Genomic DNA, 22146 nt, shown 5'->3' on the forward strand with positions numbered 1-22146 from the left:
ACATCCGGTCCCCTCGTGGGTGCCTGAGCTCTCCCCTCCCCTCGCCCTGCCCCGCTTCCCCTGTGTCTCCTTCGTCCTGAAGGACCGTCATGACCTTCGCGTTGTCCGTGCACCGGACCACGACCACCGACCCCCTGGCGCGCCCGCTCCTCGATGAGCTGGCGCACGAGTACACGACCCGGTACGGCTCCGCGCACGATCTGAGCCGCTATCCGGCGGCGGAGTTCGCCCCGCCGCACGGCGCCTTCCTGCTCCTCCTGGAGCAGGGCCGGCCCGTGGCGGGCGGCGCGTACCGCCGCTACGACGAGCGGACCGCCGAGCTGAAGCGGATCTGGACCCACTCGGCGCACCGCAGGCGCGGCCTCGCCCGCCGGGTCCTCACCGTGCTCGAACGGGAGGCCGCCGCCCGCGGCTACTCCCGCCTCTATCTGACGACCGGACCGCGCCAGCCGGAGGCCAAGGGCCTCTATCTGGCGAGCGGCTACCGCCCGCTCTTCGACGTGTCCGCCGACCCCGAGTCGATCGGCCCGCTGCCGTTCGAGAAATTCCTGGAGACCCCGAGACCATGAGTACGCGTACGCGTTCCGGCACCGCCCGCACGACCCTCGGCTTCGCGCTGATCACCGCCGCCGCGCTCACGCTCACCGCCTGCGCCGGGGGTGAGCCCGCGACGGCCCCGGCCGGGGCGGCGGGCGTGGCGAAGGGCGCGCTGCCGACCGAGGACGTGGTGTCGGCGGTCAGGAAGAACGAGGCGGCGGCGAAGCTGCTGCCCGCCGAGGTCAGGCAGCGGGGGAGCTTCACCCTCGCCGCCTCGGTCGGGACCCCGCCCAGCTCGGCGTATCTCGCTGACGGGAGGTCGGTGGTGGGGGTGGACGCCGACTTCGCCGCGGCCGTGGCGAAGGCCCTCGGTCTTGAGGTGCGGCGCGAGGTGGTCGGCTTCGAGGCGATCCTGCCGGCGCTGGGCAGCGGCAAGTACGACGTGGGCACCGGGAACTTCGGGGTGACGGAGGAGCGGCGCAAGGCCATCGACTTCGTGACGTACGTCAACGACGGCCAGGGCTTCGCGAGCCGGGCGGACAGCTCGCTGAAGGCGGTCACCGACCTGACGCAGCTGTGCGGACTGAAGGTGGCGGTGAACGCGGGCACCACCTTCGAACGGACCCTGGAGGAGAACAAGGGCCGGTGCGCGGAGGCCGGAAGGCCGCCGTACGAGGTGAACGTCTACAGCGAGACCGGGGCGATCTGGATGTCGCTCCAGCAGGGCCGCAGCGATGTCGTGATGAACACCATCAACGGTGTGCGGTACGCGGTGACCCAGCAGAAGAACGTGAAGTTCCTCAACGAGTACCGGCGGCTCGACGTCGGCTTCGCGTTCCGGAAGGGCACCCCGCTCGCGCCCGCCTTCCAGGCCGCGGTGAACGGCCTGAAGACGGACGGGACGTACGACCGCATCCTCCGGAAGTGGGGGGTGACGGGCTCGGGCATCGCGAAGTCGGAGATCTCCCCGCCGGAGATCCCGGCGCCGACGAAGTAGCGGCGGGGGCTCCGGCCGACGGAACTCCGACGGGGGCGTCAGCAGTCGCAGCCGCAGTCGCAGCCCCCGCAACAACCGTCCCCCTCGCAGCAGGAGGAGCAGTTGCTGCAGCAGTCACAGCAGTCGCAGCAGTTGCCGGGGTCGCACTGCTGGCAGAGGCCCTCGCGCCGCTGACGGTTCCAGGGGTCCTCGAAGGTGCCGCAGCACATCTGGCAGGTGCAGGCCAGGCCGACCCAGAGGGCGCATCCGGCGATCAGCCCGCGCCGGTTCGGCGGTCCGGGCGGGAGCGGGCCGCCGCCCCCGGGTCCACCGGGACCGGGAGCCCAGGGACCGCCCGGGCCGCCGGGACCCCCGGGGCCGGGGGCGTACGGGTTGCCGGGGACGGGTCCCGGACCCTGGGGGGCGTACGGGTTGCCCGGCCCATGGGCGTGCACCGGTCCCTGTCCCGCACCCGGCGCTCCGTGCGAACAGCTCGTCGTGCCGAAGGCGCGGTCGACCGAGGTGCGGAGTTCATGGGCGAGGAGGACGTGGACCAGCTTACCGTCGGTGAACTCGGCGTCCTTCAGGGCGAGGCGTATACCGTGCAGGGCGTCGTCGGCGAGCCGGCGGGCCTCCTCGCGGGAGGTGCCGGTCGCGGTGAGCGGGTTCCAGGCGCCGGCGGCCGCGTCGGCGTTCTGGTCCTCGACGGCGTCGAGGAGGTGGGCGAGCCGGCCGAAGAGCCGGCCGGCCTCGGCGAGCGGCGCCGCGTTCCCGGGGCGGCCGGCGAGGACGGCGGTGTGCGCGAAGGCGGCCGCGGTCGCCGTCTCGGTCGGCTCGGTGACGGTGAGCAGGGGGGTGCCGAGTCCCGCGAGGGTCTCGATGCCGGTCTGGCGGTCGACGGCGTCGACGAGGACGGCGGTGTCGAAGCCGAGGGCGCGGCCGGTCCTGGCACCGGCCCGGTCCCAGGAGCGGGCGACGCGGCGGGCCGCCACGGCGACCGGCCGGCGCGCCAACAGGCCGTCCCGGTCGGCGACGTGGTCCCGCACCTTCGCCGAGGCGAGGACGAGCGAGACGGCGGCGGCGAGCCGGGCGCCCTCCCCCTGGGCCACGGGCGCGGTCCGCATACCACGCAGCGGACAGGGGCCCGCGGTGCGGCGACCGCCCGCCACGGTGCCGGTCTGAGCCTCCGTCAGGACCGAGACGATGAGCCCGTCGTAGTTGGTGACGACGCGGGCGAACTGCCCGTGGTCGGCGCGAAGTGCCAGGCAGAGGCCGCAGAGGTGCGCCATCCACTCGACCTTCAGGCCGTCGGTGAGCCGATGGGTGCAGGGTCTGACGATTCCGAACAAGGACTCCCCCGTGAGTCGTGGGTCTGGCCGATTTCCGTGGCCGGCGGGCGGCCTCGCGGCATCGTAGCGAGCGGGTTCGTTCACCCGTACGCGCCCATCGTCACCCTTCCGGCACGACTTTCATATTTTCATCTGCATGGCCCTCCTTCAGGCCCCGCATACCGCAAGTTTCCTGACGAATCGCCAGCAAACGGTGCTCACGTTCTGCACCAGTACCGTCACGAATCCCCTGCGCGCCGACTATCCACTTGGCGCGCGATCCGCATCATGAAGGACGATAGGGATTGCGGAACCACAAGTGACCGCGCTGAAAGGAGGCGTCCATGGGATCGGTGCGCAAGGCCAGTGCCTGGCTGGGACTCGTCGAGGACAACGACGAGCGTTACTACGACGACGAGTACGCCGACGGTGCCGAGGGCGGCGACGCCTGGGTGACGGACCCCCGGGTCCGGGTGGCCACGGACACCGCCGAGGATCGGGGCCGCCGGATCGCCACCGTCTCCCCGGACGGCTTCCGGGACGCCCGCGGCATCGGCGAGCTCTTCCGGGACGGCGTCCCGGTGATCGTGAACCTGACCGCGATGGAGGGGAACGACGCCAAGCGCGTGGTCGACTTCGCCGCCGGTCTCGCCTTCGGCCTGCGCGGTTCGATCGAGCGCGTGGCGACGCGGGTCTTCCTGCTGACCCCGGCCGACACCCAGATCGTCACGGGCGAGACGGGCCGGCGCCGCCAGGACGGATTCTTCAACCAGAGCTGAGCGGGTCCCCCGGCCCGGCCGGGGCACCCACCCGAGGGATCGGGTCAGTGCGCCGGACGCCCCGAGCCGGCCGACTCGATCGCTTCCCGGGTCGCGGGCACCCGCGGCTCGGCGGACTCCACGGGCATCAGGCGTCCGGGAGCCTCCACGGAGGGCCGCACCACCGCCGGAACCACCGCCGTCTCCAGCGTCTCCGCCGCCGGGACCGCCTCCGTCGCCTCCGCCCCGTCCGGGTCCACCGCCGGGCACTCCATCACCCGGGGCAGCCGCCGGGCCATCACCGCGCCCAGGAGCAGCAGTCCCGCGCTCACGCAGAGCGTGATGTGCAGCCCGTTCACGAAGGCGTGCCGGGCGGCCTGGTGCAGGGCCTCACCCGCCGTGCCGCCGATCTGGCCGGCGACCTGGTACGCCTCGCCCAGCGAGTTCGCGGCGGCCCGGCTCGCCTCGGCGGGCACCCCGGGGACCGAGGCCAGCCCGGGGGCGTACGCCGCGTTCATCACACTGCCGAGCAGCGCGATGCCCATGCCCGCGCCCAGCTGGTACGAGGTCTCGCCGATCGCCGCCGCGCCCCCCGCGCTCCGCGCCGGCGCCTCGCTGAGCATCGACTCGTACGCCGAGAAGAGCGTGGTCTGCAGGCCGAAGCCGAGCAGGACGAAGCCCACCGTGAGCAGCATCGGCCGGTCGTGCTCCCCCATGAGGACGAGCAGCAGCACGGCGGCGGCGGTGAGGACGAAGCCCCAGCCGACCATCCGGCGGGGTCCGATCCGGCGCAGGGTGTACGAGCCGGTGGCGCCGGCGGCCATCGCGGCGAAGGTGAGCGGGAGCAGTCTCAGCCCGGTCTCCAGCGGGCTGAGGCCGAGGACCAGCTGGAGGTACTGGACGGCGATGAGCTCCAGGCCGACCAGGGCGAGCATGCCGATGACGATGCAGCCGACCGAGGTGGTGAAGGCGGCCCGGGAGAAGAGCCCCATGTCGATCAGCGGGTGCGGGCGCCGCTTCTGCCGCCGTACGAAGAGGACGAGGAGCGCGGCGCCGATCAGCAGCGGCCCGGCGGTCGGGAGGGCGAGCAGCGGGTCGCCGGCCCCGGCGCGCTTGACCCCGAGGACGCAGCCCAGCACTCCGGCCGCCGCCATGAGCGCGCCGAGGACGTCCCAGGGGCCGTCGGCGGCTCCCCGGGACTCGGGGAGGAGGCGGCGGCCGAGCGGGAGGATCATCGCCATCAGCGGGATGTTGATGAGGAAGACGGAGCCCCACCAGTAGTTCTCGACGAGGAAGCCGCCGAGCACCGGTCCGGTGGCGGCCCCGATCGCGGCGGTGGCGGTCCAGACGCCGATCGCGGTGGCCCGCTCCCGGCGGTCGGGGAAGACCGCGCGGAGGATGGAGAGCGTGGCGGGCATGATCATGGCGCCGCCGACGCCGAGCAGCGCGCGGGCCGCGATGAGGACCGAGGGTTCGGTGGCGAGCGCGGCGACCGCCGAGGCGATGCCGAACAGCCCGTAGCCGAGGAGGAGGATCCGCCGTCTGCCGACCCGGTCGCCGAGGGTGCCGAAGAGGATCAGCAGCGACGCGCAGACCAGGGGGTAGGCGTCGACGATCCAGAGCAGCGCGGTGGAGCTGGGGCGCAGGTCCTCGGTGAGCGAGGGGACGGCGACATGGAGGATGGTCGCGTCGAGGGCGACCAGGAGAAGACTGACGCAGAGGACGACGAGGACGACCCAGCGGTTGGCTCCGTCGCCGGTGGCGGCGGGCGGTCGTGCTGGGGCCGTGTTCGTCCGCGACATGTACGTACCTCCCAGTGAAGCTCTCGCCCCCGGCAGGCCCCGACCAGGGGATATGGCCCTGGGGCGGCCCGGCATCGAAGGGCGAGTGAGCCGTCAGCGTACGCGAGTTCAAGCGTCGAGCGCGTGGTGCAGCTCTCACCCCGGCGGGCCTCGTGGTGTGGCGTACGCCACTCGGGTCGAGCCGCGCGTCGCATGGAATTCCGTACGGACATGCGTTTGAAGCTTTTCCGCTGCGTTCAAACATTCATACGGAATGAGCTTCGCGACAATAGGGCGGAAGGTCATCGGATTTCCCGACGGATGCCGGGAAAAGGACGGTCGCTGAGACCCACTCCACATCACATCAACATCACGAAGGGACCGGATCGACCGGGTCGGCTTCTCACTCCCTGTAACGTCGATTGGGTGCGTACCGACATCTTTGCCCGGCTGGACCGGGAGCCGGAACCGCCGAAGATAGAGGTCCCGCGGATGACCCGCACGCGTCTCGCCCTCTTCGGCGGGACGTCGGCGTTCTATCTGGCCATGGTCGTCGCCGTTCTGCTGTCGTCGTGGCTGGTGACCCTCGACTGGAAGATCATGCTCTTCCGGCCCTACCAGCAGTGGCCGGAGATCCACGGTTTCCTCGACTACTACGTCGTCCTCGGCCAGCGCGGGCCCACGGCCGTCATGGTGGCCGCCTGGCTGGGCTGGCGCTCCTGGCGCCAGCACACCCTGCGGCCCCTGCTCTGCCTCGGCGCCGCCCTCCTGCTGCTCAACGTCTCGGTCGGCGCGGTCAAGCTCGGCCTCGGCCGTCTCGGCCCCCACTACGCGACCCAGGTCGGCTCCGCCGAGCTGTTCGCGGGCGGCGACATATTCCCCTCGGGTCACACCGCCAACGCGGTCGTGACCTGGGGCATCCTCGCCTATCTGGCGACCACCCCGAGAGCCAGGCGCTATCTGTCGGCGCTCTCGGCCGTGGTCGCGCTCGGCGTCGGCCTCACCACCGTCTACCTGGGCACGCACTGGCTGAGCGACGTGCTGCTCGGCTGGGCCGCCGGGCTGCTCGTCCTCCTTGCGCTGCCCTGGTGCGAGCCGGTCCTCGCGGTGGCCGAGTCGTGGATCCTCGCCGCGCGCGACCGGATCAGGGAGCGGCTGCGGGACCGCCGCCGTCTGGTGCCCTCGCTGCCGGTGGCCTCCGGCGGTCCGCGTCCCGGGTTCTTCCCGCCGCGCCCGCAGGGGTCCGAGGAGCCCGTCAGGGAGCCCGTGGGGGTGGCCGGCGGACGCCGCGCCCCGGTGACCCGGGGCTGACCACCCAGCTGCGCGGAAGGGCCCCGGCCGATCTCGGCCGGGGCCCTTCCGTATGCGCGCGTGCGGCCGGTCAGCCGGCCCAGCAGCGGGTGACGGTGCCGCCCTCGACCTCGAAGTTGAGGCGTCCGTGCAGGTACTCCATGGTGATGATCGAGCCGGGCGGCAGGGACCTGACGGCGCTCCAGCCGCGCGTCCTGGCGAGCTGCTCGGCGCCCTCCGCGTCGAGGCCCACATAGGACTCGGGGGCGTCGCGGGGCGGCTGGGGAGTGCGCGATGTGGGTGCCATGTGCCTCACGTTAGTACCTCGGCGGTCACGCTTGTGTCACAAGTTCTCGACATGTGCCCGGCGCGGCCTCCGTTACTCGGAGGGCCCGTTTCCGGCCGTTTCTCCAGCAATTCCGAAGGCCGCCCACCAGTTCGCACGAACGGCCCGGAAGCCGCGATTCAACGCGTGCAATTCCCTCTTCCCGCAGGCCCGTCCCGAATTGTGTCGGCGACGCGCGCGCGAGTCACTCACTCTTCCCTTACACAATGCTTACGCTTGCCGAACGCCCGGAGACGCGGAGCCGGGTCGACGGCGAGGCGGAGGCAGCGATGGGCAACGGGACAGTGACCGCAGCCGTCGAATCGACCCCACAGCGGCACGGGCGCGTGCTGATCGACTGGCTCACCACCACCGACCACAAGAAGATCGGCCACCTCTACCTGGTGACCTCGTTCCTCTTCTTCCTGGTGGCCGGGCTGATGGCCATGCTGATGCGGGCCGAGCTGGCTCGCCCGGGGCTCCAGCTGGTCACGAACCAGGAGTTCAACCAGGCGTTCACCCTGCACGGCACGATCATGCTGCTGCTCTTCGCGACGCCCACGTTCGCCGGCTTCGCCAACGAACTGGTGCCGCTCCAGATCGGCTCGCCCGACGTCGCCTTCCCGCGGCTCAACATGTTCTCGTACTGGCTGTTCCTCTTCGGCGGGCTGATCGTGCTCGGCTCGCTCCTGGTGCCCAGCGGACCGCCGGCCTTCGGCTGGACCGCGTACGCGCCCCTCAACAGCCTGGAGCGCACCCCCGGCATCGGCGCCGACCTGTGGATCATGGGCCTCGCGCTCGCGGGCTTCGGCACGATCCTCACCTCGGTGAACTTCCTGGCGACGATCATCGGGATGCGGGCGCCCGGCATGACCATGTTCCGCATGCCGATCTTCACCTGGAACGTGCTCTTCACCGCGATCCTGGTTCTGATGGCCTTCCCGGTCCTCGCCGCCGCGCTGCTCGTCCTTGAGTCGGACCGGCGCCTCGGCTCCGTGGTCTTCCAGCCCGAGAACGGCGGCGCGCTGCTCTGGCAGCACCTCTTCTGGTTCTTCGGGCACCCCGAGGTCTACATCATCGCGCTGCCGTTCTTCGGCATCATCAGCGAGATCATCCCGGTCTTCGCCCGCAAGCCGATCTTCGGGTACACGACGCTGATCGCCGCGACGATGGCGATCACCGGCCTCTCGGTGGTCGTCTGGGCCCACCACATGTTCGCCACGGGGGCGGTGCTGCTGCCGTTCTTCTCGCTGCTCTCGTTCCTCATCGCGGTGCCCACCGGGGTGAAGTTCTTCAACTGGACCGGCACGATGCTGCGGGGCTCGCTCTCCTTCGAGACCCCGATGCTGTGGTCCGTCGGCTTCCTGGTGTCCTTTCTCTTCGGCGGTCTCACCGGGGTGATCCTCGCGTCGCCGCCGATGGACTTCCAGGTCACCGACTCGTACTTCGTGGTCGCCCACTTCCACTACACGGTCTTCGGCACGGTCGCCTTCGCGACCTTCGCCGGCTTCTACTTCTGGTGGCCGAAGTTCACCGGCCGGATGCTCGACGAACGGCTCGGGAAGATCCACTTCTGGACCCTGTTCGTCGGCTTCCACCTGACCTTCCTGGTCCAGCACTGGCTCGGCGCCGAGGGCATGCCCCGGCGGTACGCCGACTACCTCCAGGCGGACGGCTTCACCGGCCTCAACACCGTGTCCACCATCGGCGCCTTCCTGCTCGGCAGCTCCACGCTGCCGTTCCTCTACAACGTGTGGCGGACCTGGCGGTACGGGACGAAGGTCGACGTCGACGACCCCTGGGGCTTCGGCCGCTCCCTGGAGTGGGCGACCTCCTGCCCGCCGCCCCGGCACAACTTCGCCGCCGTGCCCCGCATCCGCTCCGAGGCACCCGCCTTCGACCTGCACCACCCGGAGTTCGCCGCCTACGAGCGGATGCGGCTCACCGGCCCGCCGCAGGAGGACCGCCCGGCCGATCGAGCGCCCGGGACAGACGGTCCCTGAGCGCCCGCACCGCCTCCGCGAGCTGCGGCGGGTCGAGCACCTCGAAGTCGAAGCCCATGAACGCCACGTGGAACACCATCGCGTCGAGGCCGGGTGCCCCCGTCCGCAGCAGACAGGCGTCCTCGCCGTCCGCTGTCAGGACCCCGTCAAGGGGGCTGACCACAGCGGCCGCCTCGGCGAGCGGGACGAACAGCCGGACCGTCGCCTCCGCCGCGTAGGCACGGCCCGAGACGCCCTTCGACACATAGGCGGCCAGGTCCTCGGCGGGCGGTTCGCGGGGCGTGAAGCGGGGGCCGTGCGGCGGTGTCGGCACGATCCGGTCGGCCCGGAAGGTACGCCAGTCCGCCCGGTCCACGTCCCAGGCGACCAGGTACCAGCGGCGCTCGCTGCACACCAGACGGTGCGGCTCGACGGTCCTGCGGGTGGCCGTCCCGCCGTGGTCGCGGTACTCGAACCGCAGCCGCTCGGTGTCCCGGCAGGCATGGGCGAGTTCGGTGAGGACCGCCGGGTCGATCCGCTCGCGCGGGGTGCGCAGCATCGGCACGGTGAAGGCGTTGAGGGCGCTCACCCGGCGCCGCAGCCGCCCCGGCAGGACCTGCTCCAGCTTGGCCAGGGCCCGTACGGAACTCTCGCCGATGCCCTCGACGCCCTGCCCGGCGGCGGCGCGCAGGCCGACGGCGACCGCCACGGCCTCCTCGTCGTCGAGCAGCAGCGGGGGCAGTTCGGCCCCGGCGCCCAGCTGGTAACCGCCGCCGGTGCCGGGGCTCGCGTTGACCGGGTAGCCCAGCTCCCGCAGCCGGTCGACGTCCCGCCGGACGGTGCGGGGCGTGACCCCGAGCCGGTCGGCGAGGGCGGCGCCGGACCACTCGCGGTGGGCCTGGAGCAACGAGAGCAGACGCAAGAGCCGTGCTGAGGTCTCCAACATGGCGCCGAGTCTGCCAGCCCTCGCGGACGGCTTCTGTCCTCGATGGGCGCGATGCGCGGACGTACGGCCCTGGGTGTGCCTGAGCCGGTAGTGCCGGTGTCGGGCGGGCCGGAGCCCTCGTCCGCCGCTCTCGGTGCCGTCAGCGGAAGCGGCGGACCAGCCGGCCGGCCTTCGCCTTCAGGGTGTAGACCGCGTCGACGGCCCGGCCCGTCGCCCGGTGGAACGCCGCCCGGCCCGGCGAGTGACTGCGCCCGCGCGCGCCCCGCTCGACCAGCTCCGTCCACAGGGCCTCGTGCCGGGCGGCGATCCGGGCGGGGTCGAAGCGCTCGGAGGCGTCGAGCGCGGCCCGCGCGGTCTTGGCGCGCAGCTCCTCGTCCTCCACGAGCCGGCGCAACGCCCGCGCGAAGCCGGCCACGTCGTCGACCGGCACCAGGAACCCGTCGACACCGTCCTCGATGATCTCGCCCGGCCCGTGCGGGCAGTCGGTGGAGACGACGGGGAGGCCGCAGCGCATCGCCTCGACGATGGTCATGCCGAAGGACTCGCGCTGCGAGGTCACGGCGGCGATCGAGCCCTTGGCCAGTTCGGGTTCCAGCGGGGTCACCGAGCCCATGAGGAAGATCTGCTCGCCCAGGCCCCGGTCCTTGATCTGCCGGGTCAGCGGCCCCTTGAGGTCCTGGACGGCGTCCCCGGTGCCGTAGATCCGCAGTTTCCAGTCGGGGTGGTCGGCGGCGACCTCGGCGAAGGCGTCGATCAGCACGTCGTACCGCTTGACGCGGGTCAGCCGGCCGGCGGAGACGACGGTCTTCGCCGCGGGGTCGGCGGGCGGCCCGGAGGGCGCGGGCACGCTGTTGGGCACGCCCTCGATCCGTACGCCGGGCAGTCCGAGCTTCCGGTACGCGCGGGCGTCCGCCTCGGTGACCGTGGTGACGGCGTCGAGGAGTGCGTACTCGTGGCCGATGTCCCGGCGCAGCCGGTAGCTGTGGCCGTCCAGGATCAGGTGCTCCTGGCCGATGAGGACCGGCCCGCGCCTGGCCTGCCGGGTGAGGTGCACGTTGAGGCCGGGGCGGGTGCCGACGAGGACGTCGGCCTCCACTCCGCGCAGGTGCTCCCCGATGCGGGCGTCGGTGAGAGCGCTGTACTGCTTCCAGCGTCCGTCGCCGCGCGGGAAGACCTCGGCGGGGCGGTGGAAGTCGGGGTGGTCGCCGTCGTATCCGGGGCTGTCCTTGCGCAGGTCGACGAGGTGGCGCAGGACCACGCCGGAGGGCAGGCCGAGGAGTGGGTGGTCGCGGTGGCGGAACACCGAGACGATCTCGACCTCGTGACGCTCCGCCAGTTCCTCGGCGAGGGTGAAGGTCGTCCGGATCGTGCCGCCGTAGTGGTAGCCGTTGTGGAGCAGAAAGGAGATTCGCATCGCGCTGCCGGTTCCCCCCGGTCAGTTGATCGGTCGCCCGACTGTACTGCCGGTGACGGGCCGGTGTTGACGGCCGGTGGCCGAGCCGGGGTCACGGACGGTGGCGGACGGGGGTTACGGGCGGTGGCCGGGGGAGGTCACGGCCGGTAGCCGAGCTGGGGCACGGTCGCGCAGTTCCGGGTCATCTCGCCCTGGCTCACCCAGCCCCTGCCGTCCTGCCACCGGGCCACCGACAGGCAGGTGTTCCGGGTGGCGGGCGGGCGCGCCAGGTGCTCGAAGCGGACGGGGAGCAGCAGCCCGCGGGCGGTGTACGGCTCCGGACGGTTCATGAACCGCTCCACGCACGCGCGCGTGAGTCCGTCGCCGGCGGGACAGGAGCGGGCCGCGTCGGTGAACCACATCGCCGCCGCCCAGCCCTCCAGCTGCCACTGGGACAGCGGCCGGTCCCCCATCGCCGCCCGGAACTCGCGGACTGCCGGGTTCCCGGTGTCCTGGTGGTTGCGGCTGGACGCGGTCGCCCACAGGGAGTTCCGGCAGCCGGGGGCGCGGGCGTAGTCGCGGGCGACGGAGGAGGACCAGTTCTGCACGTTGGTCACCTTGGCGTCGACGCGTACCCCGAGGGTCTCCATGGCCTCGCAGAGGCGGACGTTGCCGTGGGTGTCCATGGCGTCGAAGAGGACGTCGACGTGCTGGGCCCGCAGATCGGCGGCGACGGCCCGGAAGTCGGGCAGCGCGAAGTCCACCTGCTCCTGGACGACCCGGTAGCCCTCGGCGCGCAGGCCCCGGGTGACCAGCCGGGCGTACGCGGCGGACGCGGTCTGGTTGTAGGAGACGACGGCGGCGGTCCTGGCGCCCCGCTCCCTGGCGAACCAGCGGTAGACCTCGGTGCCGCCGTACAGGACCCCGCCCCAGCCGGGTTCCTTCCCGGTGCGCGGGGCGGAGCTGCCGTAGATCCCGTACAGGTGCGGATACGTGTCGTACGCGGGGGTGAGGGGCTGGCCGCCGATGTCGGGGACCCCGGCGCGGGCGACGAGGGGCGCGCCGGCGTAGTCGAGGGCGGTGGTGGCGACGAGGGCGAAGACCTTGCGTTCGTCGACGAGCCGGTGCACGCACGCGTTGTTGCCGACGCCGCTGCCGCCGTCGTCGCAGGTCTCGACCTCGATCCGGCGCCCGTCGAGGCCTCCGCGCGCGTTGAGGGCGTCGAACCAGGCGCGGGCCCCGTCGCGCGGGCCGGTGAACGCGTCGCCGCCGACCGGGCTGGTGGCGCTGGTGATGATCCCGACGCGGAGCGGCTCACCGCCGGAGGGGTGGGCGGTGGGCCGCGTCTCGAAGGCGCGCTCCGGGAGCCGGCTGCCGCAGGCGGTGAGGAGAAGGAGCAGCAGGCCCAGGAGCAGCGCCGCTCCCGCCTCAGCAGCCCGGAACGGTGACACCGCTCAGCTCGACCAGGGCGCAGAGGGTCTTCACGGAGACCTTCCAGGTGTCGTTCTGCAGGACGGAGGTGCCCTTGGCGCCGGGCAGGGCGGGGTTCCCGCCGACCAGCAGGTCGTAGGTCACGTTCGCCCCGGTGGCGGAGGTGAACTCCACCCCGGTGACCTTCGCGGAGGTCATGGCGGCGTTCTTGTCGCCGCCGAAGGCACCGAGGACGGGCTGCATCCGCTCGCCGTTCTCCAGGAGCTTGACCCGCTCGGCGGCCGGGGTCCTCGGGTCGAAGAACGCGGTCCAGTTCCTGATGATCTCGGCCTTGGCGGCGACGGGGTCGGCGGGCCGGCCGACGGGGGGCGTGATCTTCGTCGTCGTGGGCGGGGCGGTGGTCGTGCCGGTGCCGCTGTTGCCGTTGTCGGAGCAGCTCGCCAGGGCGGGGGCGAGGAGCAGGACGCCCGCAGCCGCGAGGACCCCCGCTCGGAGGTGTCCGCCGCGTCGTTCGAAAACCATCTGGCTCACCACCGGATGTCCCTCCGGGCCGTACGGCCCACTGCTTCCAGGGTGGGACGGAACGGGGCATAGTGCAAGGAAGAGACGAGGGAGGCCACCGTGCCGACATCCCGGATCCTGCTGTGGAGCGGTCTCGCGGCGCTCGCCGGAGGGGCGGTGCTCTGCGCGCTCGGCTGGTACGGGATCTCCGGCGAGCGGTTCGCGGAGCGGCAGCTGCCCTATCTGGCCTCGTGCACAGTGCCGGGGGCGGCGCTGATCGTGGCGGGCGCGGTGTTCGTCGTGGCGGGCGCGGTGCTTCCCGGACCCCCTCGGGAGCGGCGGCGTCCGACGGCGCCGGAGGAGGACCCGGCACCCTCTTCCGACGGTCCGCTCCTCCGGGTCCCCGGCGGGACGCTGGCGCACCGGCCGGACTGCCCCCTGGTGGCGGACAAGCCGGAGGCGGTGGCGGTGGGAGGGGCGTCCCTGGCCCCCTGTCCGGTGTGTGAGCCGTGGCCTCCCTGACGTACGAGCTGACGGTCGCCGGCCTCGCGGTCGGCAGCGCCGCCGCGCTCACCGGCATCGGTCTGGTCGTCACCTACCGGGCGACGGGGGTGCTGAACCTGGCGCACGGCGCGGTGGCGATGATCTGCGCGTACGTGCTCCGCCAGCTGGTCGTCGTGTGGGGCTGGCCGCTGCCGGCGGGCGCACTCGTCACGCTCCTCGTCGTCGCCCCCGGCATCGGGCTCGTCCTGGACCGGCTGGTGTTCCGCCCGCTGGCGCGGCGCGAGGCGAACCCGGCGCAGACCCTGGTGGCCTCCATCGGGGTCTTCGTACTGCTGGTGGGCGCGGCGGTGGTCCTCTGGGGTCCCGGGGCGCGGGACGACGCTCCGGTCCTGCTCGGGGACGATCCCTGGGCCCAGCTGGCGACAGTGGTGGCGCTGGCCTGCCTGGTGGGGGCGGTGACCCGGTGGACCCGGTTCGGGCGGAAGCTGCGGGCGGTGGTCGACAACCGCCCGCTCGCCGTCCTGTCGGGCATCGACGCGGACCGGGTCGCGGCGGCGGGGTGGGCGTTCGGCGCGTTCACCGCCGGGCTCACGGGGGTGCTGCTCGCCCCGTACGTACGGCTCGACCCGTACGGGATGCCGCTGCTCGTCATGGAGGTGATCGCGGTCGCGGTCATCGCCCGGATGCGGTCGCTGCCGGTGGCCGTGGCCGCCGCGCTCGCGATCGGCGTGACCCAGGCACAGCTGACCCGGCTGCATCCGGAGGGCTGGGCGGGCCCGCTGCTCCAGGCGGTCGGGGCGAACCTGTTCGTGGTGGCGCTGCTGGTCGCCGCGCTCGTCCTGCCGGGGATCGGCGGGAAGGGCCGGGACGCGCTGCCGCCGCCGGCGCGGTCGGGCCGGGTGCCGGGGGGCGTGTGGCCGGTGGTGGGGATCCTGTTCCTCCTGCCGCTCGGCTTCGCGGGCTCCGACCTGCACACGGCCGTCCAGGTCCCGGCGCTGTCGGTGATCCTCCTCTCTCTGGTCGTGGTGGCGGGGCGGGGCGGCCAGATCGCGCTGGGGCAGGCGGCGTACGCGGGTCTGGGCGCCCTGTTCACAGCGCTGCTCACCGCCCGGGGGGTGCCGGGTCTGGCGGCGCTCGGCCTGGCGGTGCCGCTGGTGGCCGCGGCCGGCCTCCTGACGGGCGGACCGGCGATCCGCCGCCACGGGCTCGCGCTGGCGCTGGTGACGCTGGCGACCGGGGTGGCGGTGAGCCGCTTCGTCCTCACCCAGCCGTACGCGACGGCGGACCTGTCCCTCGGGCGCCCTGCGGGCTTCGCCGACGACCGCGCCTTCTACGCCCTCGAACTCGTCGTCCTCGCGGGCTGCCTCGCCCTGGTGGCGGCCCTGCGCCGGGGACGTACGGGCCGGGGGCTCGCCGCGCTGCGGGACCACGAGCCGGGCGCGGAGGCGGCGGGCGTCCCGGTGCCGCGCCTGAAACTCCTCGCCTTCGTCCTGGGCGCGGCCCTGGCGGCCCTCGGCGGCGGCCTCCTGGGCATGGGCGGGCGGGCCTTCGACCCGGAGGCGTACGACCCGGTGCGGGGCCTGCTCTGGTTCGCGGCGGTCCTGGTCCTGGGCGCCGACAGCCTGCTGACCCCGCTGGCGGCGGCGGCCCTCCTGACCACGCTGGACGCGGGCCCGCACGCCGGCGTGGCGGCCCTCGTCCTGGGCCTCCTGGCCGCCTTCACGGCCCGGGTCCCGCCGCTGACGGAGCTGCTGCCCGGCGGGGGTGCGGGAGGTACGGCCCCGGCTGCGCGTGAGGTCGGCGGCGGTCCCACCGACGGGCCCGTCGGTGCGCGCACCGACCGGCCCGGACGGACCGGAGTCACGCGGCGGCGCCCGCCCGCACCGACACCCGCACCCACCGCGCCCGCCCCCCGCCTGCGCGCCCGCGACCTCACCCTGGTCCACCCCGGAGGGGTCACCGCCCTCGATCGCGTCTCCCTCGCCCTCTCCCCCGGCCGCGTCACCGCCCTCGTCGGCCCCAACGGCGCCGGCAAGAGCACCCTCTTCGACTGTCTCGCCGGGACCCTCCGGCCCCGCCACGGCCGGATCACCCTCGACGGAGCCGACATCACCTCCCGCTCCGCCCACGCCCGCACCCGGCTCGGCATCGCCCGGACGTTCCAGCGGCTCGCCGTCTTCCCCACCCTCACCGTCGAGGAGAACGTCCGCGTCGGCGAGGAGCGGGGACACGTCCCCGGGGACCCCGCCGCCGTCGAGCGGAGCCTGCGCCTCCTCGGGCTCGCGGGACCCGTACGGCACGCGCGCGCGGTGGACCTGCCCACCGGGACCCTGCGCCGGGTGGAGCTCGCCCGCGCGCTAGCGGGCCGGCCGCACACCCTGCTGCTCGACGAACCCGCCGCCGGTCTCGACGCCGCCGAGACCGCCGCGCTCGCCCGGGTCCTCGCCGCGCTCGCCGCCGACGGCCTGACCGTCCTGGTCGTCGAGCACGACCCGGACCTCGTCGCGGGCATCGCCCACACCGTGCACACCATGGAGGGCGGCCGGATCGTGTCATGAGCATCGAGATCGCCCTGCGCGCCGCACGGGTCCGCTACGGCCCCCTGGAGGCCCTGCACGGCCTGGACCTGCCCGTCCCGGCCGGTACGGTCACCGTTCTCCTGGGACGCAACGGCTCGGGCCGTACGACGGCGCTGCGCGCGCTCGCGGGCACGGCACGGCTCTCCGCGGGCCGGGTCGTGTGGCGCGGCGCCGACGTCACCCGTCTCCCGGCCCACGCGCGCGTACGGCGCGGGCTGTGCTTCGTACCGGACCTGGAGGCGGTGTACCCGAGCCTGACCGTCGCCGAGAACCTCGCCCTCACCGCCCCCGGCGCCACGGCCCCGTACCCGGAACTCGTCCCCCTCCTCGGCCGCCCCGCCGGAACCCTCTCCGGCGGGGAGCGCCGGATGCTGGCCCTCTCCCGCGCGCTGCTCGCGCCACGCGCGCGCGTGGTGCTGGTCGACGAACCGGCGCTCGGCCTGGCCCCGCCGGTCGCGGCACGGACGTACCGGAGTCTGGTGGCGCTCGCCGTGGCGGGCGGCGCGGCGGTGGTCCTGGCCGAGCAGCGCGTACCGCGCGGGCTGCCGCCCGGGACGCTCGTGCACGAGCTGCGGCGCGGCTCCCTCGTGTTCAGCGGGGAGCCGGCGGAACTCGGCTGACCGGAAGGGATGCCCTCACAGCGGGTCGATCCGCAGCATCGTCCCGACGACGACCCTGTTCGGATCGGCCCCGATCAGGTCCCGGTTCGCCGTGTACAGGGCCTGCCAGCCGCCCTTGACGCCGAAGCGGCGGGCGATCGAGCTGAGGGTGTCGCCGGTCCGGACGGTGTGGACGCGCCCGCTCAGGCCGTACCGCTTAGAGCAGACGGGCCAGGCCCCCCAGCCCTGGGTGCGGAGCACCTCCTCGGCGACGGTGATCTGCTGCGGCCGGGTCGCCAGGTCGGCGCGCCGGGCGAACTTCTCTCCGCCGTGCTCGACCCAGGTCGGCTGCCAGAACTGGAGCCCGCCGTAGAAGCCGTTGCCGGAGTTGACGTGCCAGTCGCCGCTGCTCTCGCACTCCGCGACGCAGCCCCAGGGCCACTGGTCGGCCGCGCAGGGGTACGAGGGCACCGCGGCAGCCGCCCGAAGCCCGTCGGAGACGTCCCGCAGCACCGTGGACGCGTCCGGCGCCCCGGCGGCGGACGTGTCGGACACGTCCCGGGCCACGGCGGGCGCCGGGGCGGCAAGGGCCAGCAGCACGGCCGCCGACGACGCCACGAGGGAACCGGCTGTCCAGAATCGGATCTTCGACATCGGGGCAGGCTAGGCAGCCCCCCGACGGCCCCGGACCGTGCCGCGCGGAACACTGTTCACATCCCACCCGGTCGGAGTCACGGCCCCTGACGGGCCCCGCCGCACAAGCCGGTGGCAAGTTGCCTCGCTTCCACGCGTGACCCCGGCCGAGCCTGACCCGTTGAACTCGGCATGAGACGCCCGGGAACGGCCCGGCGTCCACCCGCACCGAGTCCAGGGAGCCCCCGTGCCGCGCATGCTCGACGTCAGCGAGGACGTACGCGCCGAGATCGGCGACGAAGAAGCGGACCGGCTGCTCGCCGGCGACCACGCCCCGGGCAGCTACGACTGCACCTCATGCCGCACGCCGGGAGACTCCGAGCAGGAGCGCACCAGCACGGTGCTGTTCGTCGGCGACGAGACCGCGGTCCTCGCGTTCGCCCACGCCAGCTGCATTCCGTCGCAGGTCGTCCGGGTCGCCGAGGAGCAGCTCCAGGGCGCCGTCGCCTCCATCACGGCGGCGGACACCGCCGACGCGCTCACCGCCGCCCACCCCGAGCAGGCCGTGCTCGGCGTCACCAGCGGTCTGGTCCTGATCCAGGGCGAGCTGCACCCGGCGCTGGTCGTGGAGCCGACCGCCCCGGTGTCCCGCCCGGGTACGGACGGCCTCACCGACGAGTTCCTGCCGCTCCTCGCCGAGCAGGGCTTCCATCAGGTCATGGACCTCGAACAGAAGCCGGCGGCGCTCCCGGGCTGGTCGGTCCTGGTCGCCATGGGGCAGCTGCACTCGGTGCTCCAGCCGGGCCCCGGCGGCGCCGGGCAGGCCGCCTGGTGGCAGGCGCACCAGCCGCTCCAGGTCACCGAGGGCTGGCGCGCGGCGGCCAACAAGTCGCACACGGTGCTGGTCTTCGCGGCCCCGGTGGGCTCGATCGGCCAGCAGCCGCGCGAGGACCTGCTGCGCGACGCGCTGGAGAAGGCCGCGGCGAACGGTCGCCTGGTCGCCGCCGCGATGCCGCTGGCCGGTACCTGATGGAGGACGGCCGCCCGGGCATAGGGCGGGCCCGGATCACCGGCGTACCGCCCGGTACCCCGGCATCGGCCGCGGGGCCCGGCGGGACAGGGGCTCCGACCGTGCCGCGGCCGAGGTCGGCGCCGCTTTCGGAGAGCCGCCCGCATCCGACGGGCGGCGGGGTCGTTGGCACCTACGTGCACTCATACGACCCCTTCCTCCCCCCGCATCCGAGTCAGATCCCTGCGATGCGCCCCGCGCGGGACGTCACGGCGGGCTCGCCCACGCCGATCTACGACGCCCTGTACTCGGAGTACCGCAGGTCGTTCCGCACGCTGCCGGGTGACCGCAGCGGCGAGGAGGAACTGAGCTTCCGGGCCTTCGGCACGGCGGCGAGCACGGGGGTGTACGGGAACGGGCAGGGCCACCGGTACGCGGGCGCGTACCCGACGGCCTGGTCGGCGCGGCACTCCCCCACGCGGGCCGCGCTGCCACCGGGGCCCCGCAGGGGCGTCTAGCGGCATCACCGGGGGGTACGAACGGCGGAGGGCCGGGGCGCGATCGCCCCGGCCCTCCGCCGTTCGTCACCTCGTGGGTGTCACCACATGGGTGCCACCTCGTGGGTGCTACTTCTTGCGGCTGCGCTTCTCGCGTACGCGGACCGAGATGTGGATCGGGGTGCCCTCGAAGCCGAACTCCTCGCGGAGGCGGCGCTCGATGAAGCGGCGGTAGCCGGCCTCGAGGAAGCCCGAGGCGAAGAGCACGAAGCGGGGCGGCTTGGTGCCGGCCTGCGTGCCGAAGAGGATGCGGGGCTGCTTGCCGCCGCGGATCGGGTGCGGGTGGGCCGCGACGATCTCACCGAGGAAGGCGTTCAGCCGGCCGGTGGGGACGCGGGTCTCCCAGCCGGCGAGGGCGGTCTCGATGGCCGGGACCAGCTTCTCCATGTGGCGGCCGGTCTTGGCGGAGACGTTGACCCGGGGCGCCCAGGAGACCTGCTGCATCTCGGTCTCGATCTCGCGCTCGAGGTAGTAGCGGCGCTCCTCGTCGAGCTCGTCCCACTTGTTGTAGGCGATGACGATGGCGCGGCCCGACTCGACCGCCGTCGTGATGATGCGCTGGTCCTGGACCGAGATGTTGTCGGTGGTGTCGATGAGGATGACGGCCACCTCCGCCTTCTCGATCGCGGCCGCGGTCCGCAGGGAGGCGTAGTAGTCCGCGCCCTCCTGGAGGTGGACCTTCTTGCGGATGCCGGCCGTGTCGACGAACTTCCACGTCACGCCGCCGAGCTCGATCAGCTCGTCGACCGGGTCGCGGGTGGTGCCGGCCAGCTCGTTGACGACGACGCGTTCCTCGTTGGCGACCTTGTTCAGGAGCGAGGACTTGCCGACGTTCGGGCGGCCGATGAGGGCGATGCGGCGCGGGCCGCCGACGGCGTTGCCGAAGCGCTGCTCGGGGGCCTCGGGCAGCTTCTTCAGGACCTCGTCGAGGAGGTCGCCGGTGCCGCGGCCGTGCAGCGAGGAGACGGGGAACGGCTCGCCGAGGCCCAGCGACCACAGCACGGTGGCGTCGGCCTCGCCGGACTGGCCGTCGACCTTGTTGGCGGCGAGGACGACCGGCTTGCCGGCGCGGCGCAGCAGCTTGACGACGGCCTCGTCGGTGTCGGTGGCGCCGACGGTGGCGTCCACGACGAAGAGGCAGGCGTCGGCGGCCTCGATGGCGTACTCGGCCTGGGCGGCGACGGAGGCGTCGATGCCGAGGACGTCCTGCTCCCAGCCGCCGGTGTCGACGACCTTGAAGCGGCGCCCGGCCCATTCGGCCTCGTAGGTGACGCGGTCGCGGGTGACGCCCGGCTTGTCCTCGACGACGGCCTCGCGGCGGCCGATGATGCGGTTCACCAGGGTCGACTTGCCGACGTTCGGGCGGCCGACGACGGCGAGGACGGGAAGCGGGCCGTGGCCGGCCTCCTCGATCGCGCCCTCGACCTCTTCGACGTCGAAGCCCTCTTCGGAGGCGAGCTCCATGAACTCCGCGTACTCGGCGTCGCCAAGTGCCCCGTGGTCGTGCTGGTCGTTCATGAAGTCCGTTCCTTGATCATTCGTGGTCGGTGGGTCCCCGGGCCGCGGGGCCCACTACTGGGAGTCTCGCTCAGCGCCCGGTGAGGCGCCTGGCGTTTTCCAGGTGCTCGGTGAGCTTGCCCTGGATCCGTACGGTGGCCTCGTCCAGTGCCTTGCGGGTGCGGCGGCCCGAGCCGTCGCCCGCCTCGAAGGCGTCCCCGAAGACGATGTCGACCCGGCCGCGCAGCGGAGGCAGCGCCTTGACCAGCCGTCCGCGGCGCTCGGTGCTGCCCAGGACGGCGACCGGGACGATCGGCGCGCCGCTGCGGACGGCGAAGTAGGCCAGGCCCGCGCGGAGCGACGCGAAGTCTCCGTCGCCCCGGGTGCCCTCGGGGAAGATCCCGAGGACGCCGCCCTGCTCCAGGACGCCCAGCGCGTTGCCTATCGCGTTGCGGTCGGTGCTGTCGCGGTCGACCTTGACCTGCCCGATGCCCTCCAGGAAGGGCCCCAGGGGTCCGACGAACGCTTCCTTCTTGATGAGGAAGTGCACGGGGCGCGGGGCGGTGCCCATGAGCATGGGGCCGTCGATGTTGTGCGCGTGGTTCACGGCGAGGATGGCGGGACCGGAGGCCGGCACCCGCCAGGCGCCGAGGACGCGCGGCTTCCAGAAACCGTACATCAGGCCGATCCCGATGCGGCGGCCGACGACGGCGCCCTTCGCGGAGGGCAGGGTCACTTGGCGGCCACCCGCCGCTCGTCCACCAGGGTGACCACGCACTCGATGACCTGGTCCAGGGTGAGGTCCGTGGTGTCGACCTCGACGGCGTCGTCGGCCTTGGCGAGCGGGGAGGTCCTACGGCTGGAGTCGGCCGTGTCCCGCTTGATCAGGGCTTCCTTCGTCGCGTGGACGTCGACGCCCTTGAGCTCGCCGGAGCGGCGGGCGGCACGGGCCTCGGGCGAGGCGGTGAGGAAGATCTTGAGGTCGGCGTCGGGCAGGACGGTGGTGCCGATGTCCCGGCCCTCGACGACGATGCCGTTCTCGGCGCCGCGGGCGATGGACCGCTGGAGCTCCGTGATCAGGCTCCGCACCTCGGGGACGGCGCTGACGGCGCTGACCTTGGAGGTGACCTCTTCGGTACGGATGGGGCCGGCCGCGTCCGCGCCGTCGACGGTGATGGTGGGCCGGGCCGGGTCCGTACCGGAGACGATGACCGGCTTGGCGGCGGCGTTGGCCACGGCGTCGGCGTCGGTGACGTCGACGCCGTTGCTGATCATCCACCAGGTGATCGCCCGGTACTGGGCGCCGGTGTCGAGGTAGCTCAGCCCCAGCTTGGCGGCGACCGCCTTCGAGGTGCTGGACTTGCCCGTGCCGGAGGGCCCGTCGATGGCGACGATCACGGATTCCACGGTGGGAACACCTTCCTGGGGTGTGCGGCGGGCCCGGCGGGATGCGGGGACCCCCACAAGGTTACCGAGTCCACGGCACCCGTTCGGCCCCGCCCGCACGGGCGGGGACGCGA

At 73.2% G+C, this 22146-nt stretch carries 21 protein-coding genes; 10 read left to right on the top strand and 11 right to left on the bottom strand.

Annotation, left to right across the window (positions count from 1 at the left end):
- Positions 1 to 89: 89 nt before the first annotated feature.
- Together V4Y03_RS06355 and V4Y03_RS06360 are read left to right on the top strand one after the other, a co-directional pair.
- On the top strand, positions 90 to 569 hold the full coding sequence (locus tag V4Y03_RS06355; protein ID WP_332434288.1) for a GNAT family N-acetyltransferase: 480 nt from the start codon (positions 90 to 92) through the stop codon (positions 567 to 569).
- Positions 566 to 1534 (top strand): ABC transporter substrate-binding protein, encoded by a 969-nt coding sequence (locus tag V4Y03_RS06360; protein ID WP_332434289.1) that lies wholly within the window; start codon positions 566 to 568, stop codon positions 1532 to 1534. Before V4Y03_RS06355 ends, V4Y03_RS06360 begins: the two co-directional genes overlap by 4 nt.
- A 38-nt stretch (positions 1535 to 1572) precedes the next feature.
- On the opposite strand, the gene V4Y03_RS06365 is transcribed toward V4Y03_RS06360, so the two are convergent.
- Positions 1573 to 2862 (bottom strand): DUF5685 family protein, encoded by a 1290-nt coding sequence (locus V4Y03_RS06365; RefSeq protein WP_332434290.1) that lies wholly within the window; start codon positions 2860 to 2862, stop codon positions 1573 to 1575.
- Positions 2863 to 3185: 323 nt separating this feature from the next.
- On the opposite strand from V4Y03_RS06365, the gene V4Y03_RS06370 reads away from it, so the two are divergent.
- Positions 3186 to 3620: a cell division protein SepF gene (locus V4Y03_RS06370; RefSeq protein ID WP_317877600.1), complete on the top strand. Its 435-nt coding sequence runs from the start codon at positions 3186 to 3188 to the stop codon at positions 3618 to 3620.
- A 44-nt stretch (positions 3621 to 3664) separates the two neighbouring features.
- On the opposite strand, the gene V4Y03_RS06375 is transcribed toward V4Y03_RS06370, so the two are convergent.
- Positions 3665 to 5401 carry an MFS transporter gene (locus tag V4Y03_RS06375; protein ID WP_332434291.1) on the bottom strand — a complete coding sequence of 579 codons (1737 nt, stop codon included), beginning with the start codon at positions 5399 to 5401 and terminating at the stop codon, positions 3665 to 3667.
- Between the two features lie 471 nt (positions 5402 to 5872).
- Here V4Y03_RS06375 and V4Y03_RS06380 point away from each other — a divergent pair, with 471 nt between their 5' ends.
- On the top strand, positions 5873 to 6691 hold the full coding sequence (locus tag V4Y03_RS06380) for a phosphatase PAP2 family protein (RefSeq protein ID WP_442809808.1): 819 nt from the start codon (positions 5873 to 5875) through the stop codon (positions 6689 to 6691).
- Positions 6692 to 6761: 70 nt separating this feature from the next.
- On the opposite strand, the gene V4Y03_RS06385 is transcribed toward V4Y03_RS06380, so the two are convergent.
- Positions 6762 to 6977 (bottom strand): I78 family peptidase inhibitor, encoded by a 216-nt coding sequence (locus V4Y03_RS06385; protein WP_332434292.1) that lies wholly within the window; start codon positions 6975 to 6977, stop codon positions 6762 to 6764.
- Between the two features lie 308 nt (positions 6978 to 7285).
- Between V4Y03_RS06385 and ctaD the strand changes: the two genes are divergently transcribed.
- Positions 7286 to 8998, top strand: coding sequence for an aa3-type cytochrome oxidase subunit I (gene ctaD, locus V4Y03_RS06390; RefSeq protein ID WP_332437118.1), 1713 nt, complete (start codon positions 7286 to 7288; stop codon positions 8996 to 8998).
- Here ctaD and V4Y03_RS06395 read toward each other — a convergent pair.
- The 4 genes from V4Y03_RS06395 to V4Y03_RS06410 all read right to left on the bottom strand — a co-directional run bounded on the left by V4Y03_RS06395 (position 8937) and on the right by V4Y03_RS06410 (position 13269).
- Positions 8937 to 9923, bottom strand: coding sequence for a helix-turn-helix transcriptional regulator (locus tag V4Y03_RS06395; protein WP_317877604.1), 987 nt, complete (start codon positions 9921 to 9923; stop codon positions 8937 to 8939). The two genes, ctaD and V4Y03_RS06395, sit on opposite strands and share 62 nt — an antisense overlap.
- 139 nt (positions 9924 to 10062) lie before the next feature.
- Positions 10063 to 11337 (bottom strand): glycosyltransferase family 4 protein, encoded by a 1275-nt coding sequence (locus V4Y03_RS06400; protein ID WP_332434293.1) that lies wholly within the window; start codon positions 11335 to 11337, stop codon positions 10063 to 10065.
- Between the two features lie 137 nt (positions 11338 to 11474).
- Positions 11475 to 12767, bottom strand: a complete 1293-nt coding sequence (locus tag V4Y03_RS06405) for an ABC transporter substrate-binding protein (protein ID WP_317878260.1) — start codon at positions 12765 to 12767, stop codon at positions 11475 to 11477.
- On the bottom strand, positions 12745 to 13269 hold the full coding sequence (locus tag V4Y03_RS06410; RefSeq protein WP_317878259.1) for a hypothetical protein: 525 nt from the start codon (positions 13267 to 13269) through the stop codon (positions 12745 to 12747). Before V4Y03_RS06410 ends, V4Y03_RS06405 begins: the two co-directional genes overlap by 23 nt.
- 99 nt (positions 13270 to 13368) lie before the next feature.
- Between V4Y03_RS06410 and V4Y03_RS06415 the strand changes: the two genes are divergently transcribed.
- The 3 genes from V4Y03_RS06415 to V4Y03_RS06425 are packed head-to-tail and all read left to right on the top strand — an operon-like array spanning position 13369 to position 16951.
- Positions 13369 to 13770, top strand: coding sequence for a hypothetical protein (locus tag V4Y03_RS06415; protein WP_332434294.1), 402 nt, complete (start codon positions 13369 to 13371; stop codon positions 13768 to 13770).
- Complete coding sequence (locus tag V4Y03_RS06420) at positions 13758 to 16310, top strand: ABC transporter permease subunit (protein WP_332434295.1); 2553 nt, start codon at positions 13758 to 13760, stop codon at positions 16308 to 16310. The genes V4Y03_RS06415 and V4Y03_RS06420 overlap by 13 nt, the downstream gene beginning before the upstream one ends.
- The gene (locus tag V4Y03_RS06425) at positions 16307 to 16951 is read left to right on the top strand and encodes an ATP-binding cassette domain-containing protein (RefSeq protein WP_332434296.1); all 645 of its coding nucleotides are present in this window, start codon (positions 16307 to 16309) and stop codon (positions 16949 to 16951) included. Before V4Y03_RS06420 ends, V4Y03_RS06425 begins: the two co-directional genes overlap by 4 nt.
- 15 nt (positions 16952 to 16966) lie before the next feature.
- On the opposite strand, the gene V4Y03_RS06430 is transcribed toward V4Y03_RS06425, so the two are convergent.
- Positions 16967 to 17584: a LysM peptidoglycan-binding domain-containing protein gene (locus V4Y03_RS06430; RefSeq protein ID WP_332434297.1), complete on the bottom strand. Its 618-nt coding sequence runs from the start codon at positions 17582 to 17584 to the stop codon at positions 16967 to 16969.
- A 226-nt stretch (positions 17585 to 17810) separates the two neighbouring features.
- Between V4Y03_RS06430 and V4Y03_RS06435 the strand changes: the two genes are divergently transcribed.
- Both V4Y03_RS06435 and V4Y03_RS06440 read left to right on the top strand, forming a co-directional pair.
- Positions 17811 to 18593, top strand: a complete 783-nt coding sequence (locus tag V4Y03_RS06435) for a hypothetical protein (RefSeq protein ID WP_317875837.1) — start codon at positions 17811 to 17813, stop codon at positions 18591 to 18593.
- Positions 18594 to 18820: 227 nt separating this feature from the next.
- Positions 18821 to 19090 (top strand): hypothetical protein, encoded by a 270-nt coding sequence (locus V4Y03_RS06440; protein WP_317875838.1) that lies wholly within the window; start codon positions 18821 to 18823, stop codon positions 19088 to 19090.
- A gap of 108 nt (positions 19091 to 19198) precedes the next feature.
- On the opposite strand, the gene der is transcribed toward V4Y03_RS06440, so the two are convergent.
- From der to cmk, 3 genes are all read right to left on the bottom strand, one after another.
- A complete protein-coding gene (gene der / locus V4Y03_RS06445; RefSeq protein ID WP_317875839.1) occupies positions 19199 to 20647 on the bottom strand; it encodes a ribosome biogenesis GTPase Der in 1449 nt (482 codons plus the stop codon).
- A 70-nt stretch (positions 20648 to 20717) separates the two neighbouring features.
- Positions 20718 to 21305 carry a lysophospholipid acyltransferase family protein gene (locus V4Y03_RS06450; protein ID WP_332437119.1) on the bottom strand — a complete coding sequence of 196 codons (588 nt, stop codon included), beginning with the start codon at positions 21303 to 21305 and terminating at the stop codon, positions 20718 to 20720.
- A 53-nt stretch (positions 21306 to 21358) separates the two neighbouring features.
- Entirely contained in the window at positions 21359 to 22033 is a 675-nt protein-coding gene (gene cmk / locus V4Y03_RS06455) for a (d)CMP kinase (RefSeq protein ID WP_332434298.1), read from the bottom strand.
- Between the last annotated feature and the right edge of the window lie 113 nt (positions 22034 to 22146).

The organism is Streptomyces sp. P9-A4, from assembly GCF_036634195.1.
Lineage (GTDB): Bacteria > Actinomycetota > Actinomycetes > Streptomycetales > Streptomycetaceae > Streptomyces.

Bases quoted from the DNA above. Each gene is read 5' to 3' on its own strand.
- der (WP_317875839.1), bottom strand. From the start codon at position 20,647: ATGAACGACCAGCACGACCACGGGGCACTTGGCGACGCCGAGTACGCG.
- V4Y03_RS06450 (WP_332437119.1), bottom strand. From the start codon at position 21,305: ATGTACGGTTTCTGGAAGCCGCGCGTCCTCGGCGCCTGGCGGGTGCCG.
- V4Y03_RS06430 (WP_332434297.1), bottom strand. From the start codon at position 17,584: ATGTCGAAGATCCGATTCTGGACAGCCGGTTCCCTCGTGGCGTCGTCG.
- V4Y03_RS06395 (WP_317877604.1), bottom strand. From the start codon at position 9,923: ATGTTGGAGACCTCAGCACGGCTCTTGCGTCTGCTCTCGTTGCTCCAG.
- V4Y03_RS06425 (WP_332434296.1), top strand. From the start codon at position 16,307: ATGAGCATCGAGATCGCCCTGCGCGCCGCACGGGTCCGCTACGGCCCC.
- V4Y03_RS06375 (WP_332434291.1), bottom strand. From the start codon at position 5,401: ATGTCGCGGACGAACACGGCCCCAGCACGACCGCCCGCCGCCACCGGC.
- V4Y03_RS06385 (WP_332434292.1), bottom strand. From the start codon at position 6,977: ATGGCACCCACATCGCGCACTCCCCAGCCGCCCCGCGACGCCCCCGAG.
- V4Y03_RS06410 (WP_317878259.1), bottom strand. From the start codon at position 13,269: ATGGTTTTCGAACGACGCGGCGGACACCTCCGAGCGGGGGTCCTCGCG.
- V4Y03_RS06400 (WP_332434293.1), bottom strand. From the start codon at position 11,337: ATGCGAATCTCCTTTCTGCTCCACAACGGCTACCACTACGGCGGCACG.
- ctaD (WP_332437118.1), top strand. From the start codon at position 7,286: ATGGGCAACGGGACAGTGACCGCAGCCGTCGAATCGACCCCACAGCGG.
- V4Y03_RS06380 (WP_442809808.1), top strand. From the start codon at position 5,873: ATGACCCGCACGCGTCTCGCCCTCTTCGGCGGGACGTCGGCGTTCTAT.
- V4Y03_RS06360 (WP_332434289.1), top strand. From the start codon at position 566: ATGAGTACGCGTACGCGTTCCGGCACCGCCCGCACGACCCTCGGCTTC.
- V4Y03_RS06370 (WP_317877600.1), top strand. From the start codon at position 3,186: ATGGGATCGGTGCGCAAGGCCAGTGCCTGGCTGGGACTCGTCGAGGAC.
- V4Y03_RS06355 (WP_332434288.1), top strand. From the start codon at position 90: ATGACCTTCGCGTTGTCCGTGCACCGGACCACGACCACCGACCCCCTG.
- V4Y03_RS06440 (WP_317875838.1), top strand. From the start codon at position 18,821: ATGCGCCCCGCGCGGGACGTCACGGCGGGCTCGCCCACGCCGATCTAC.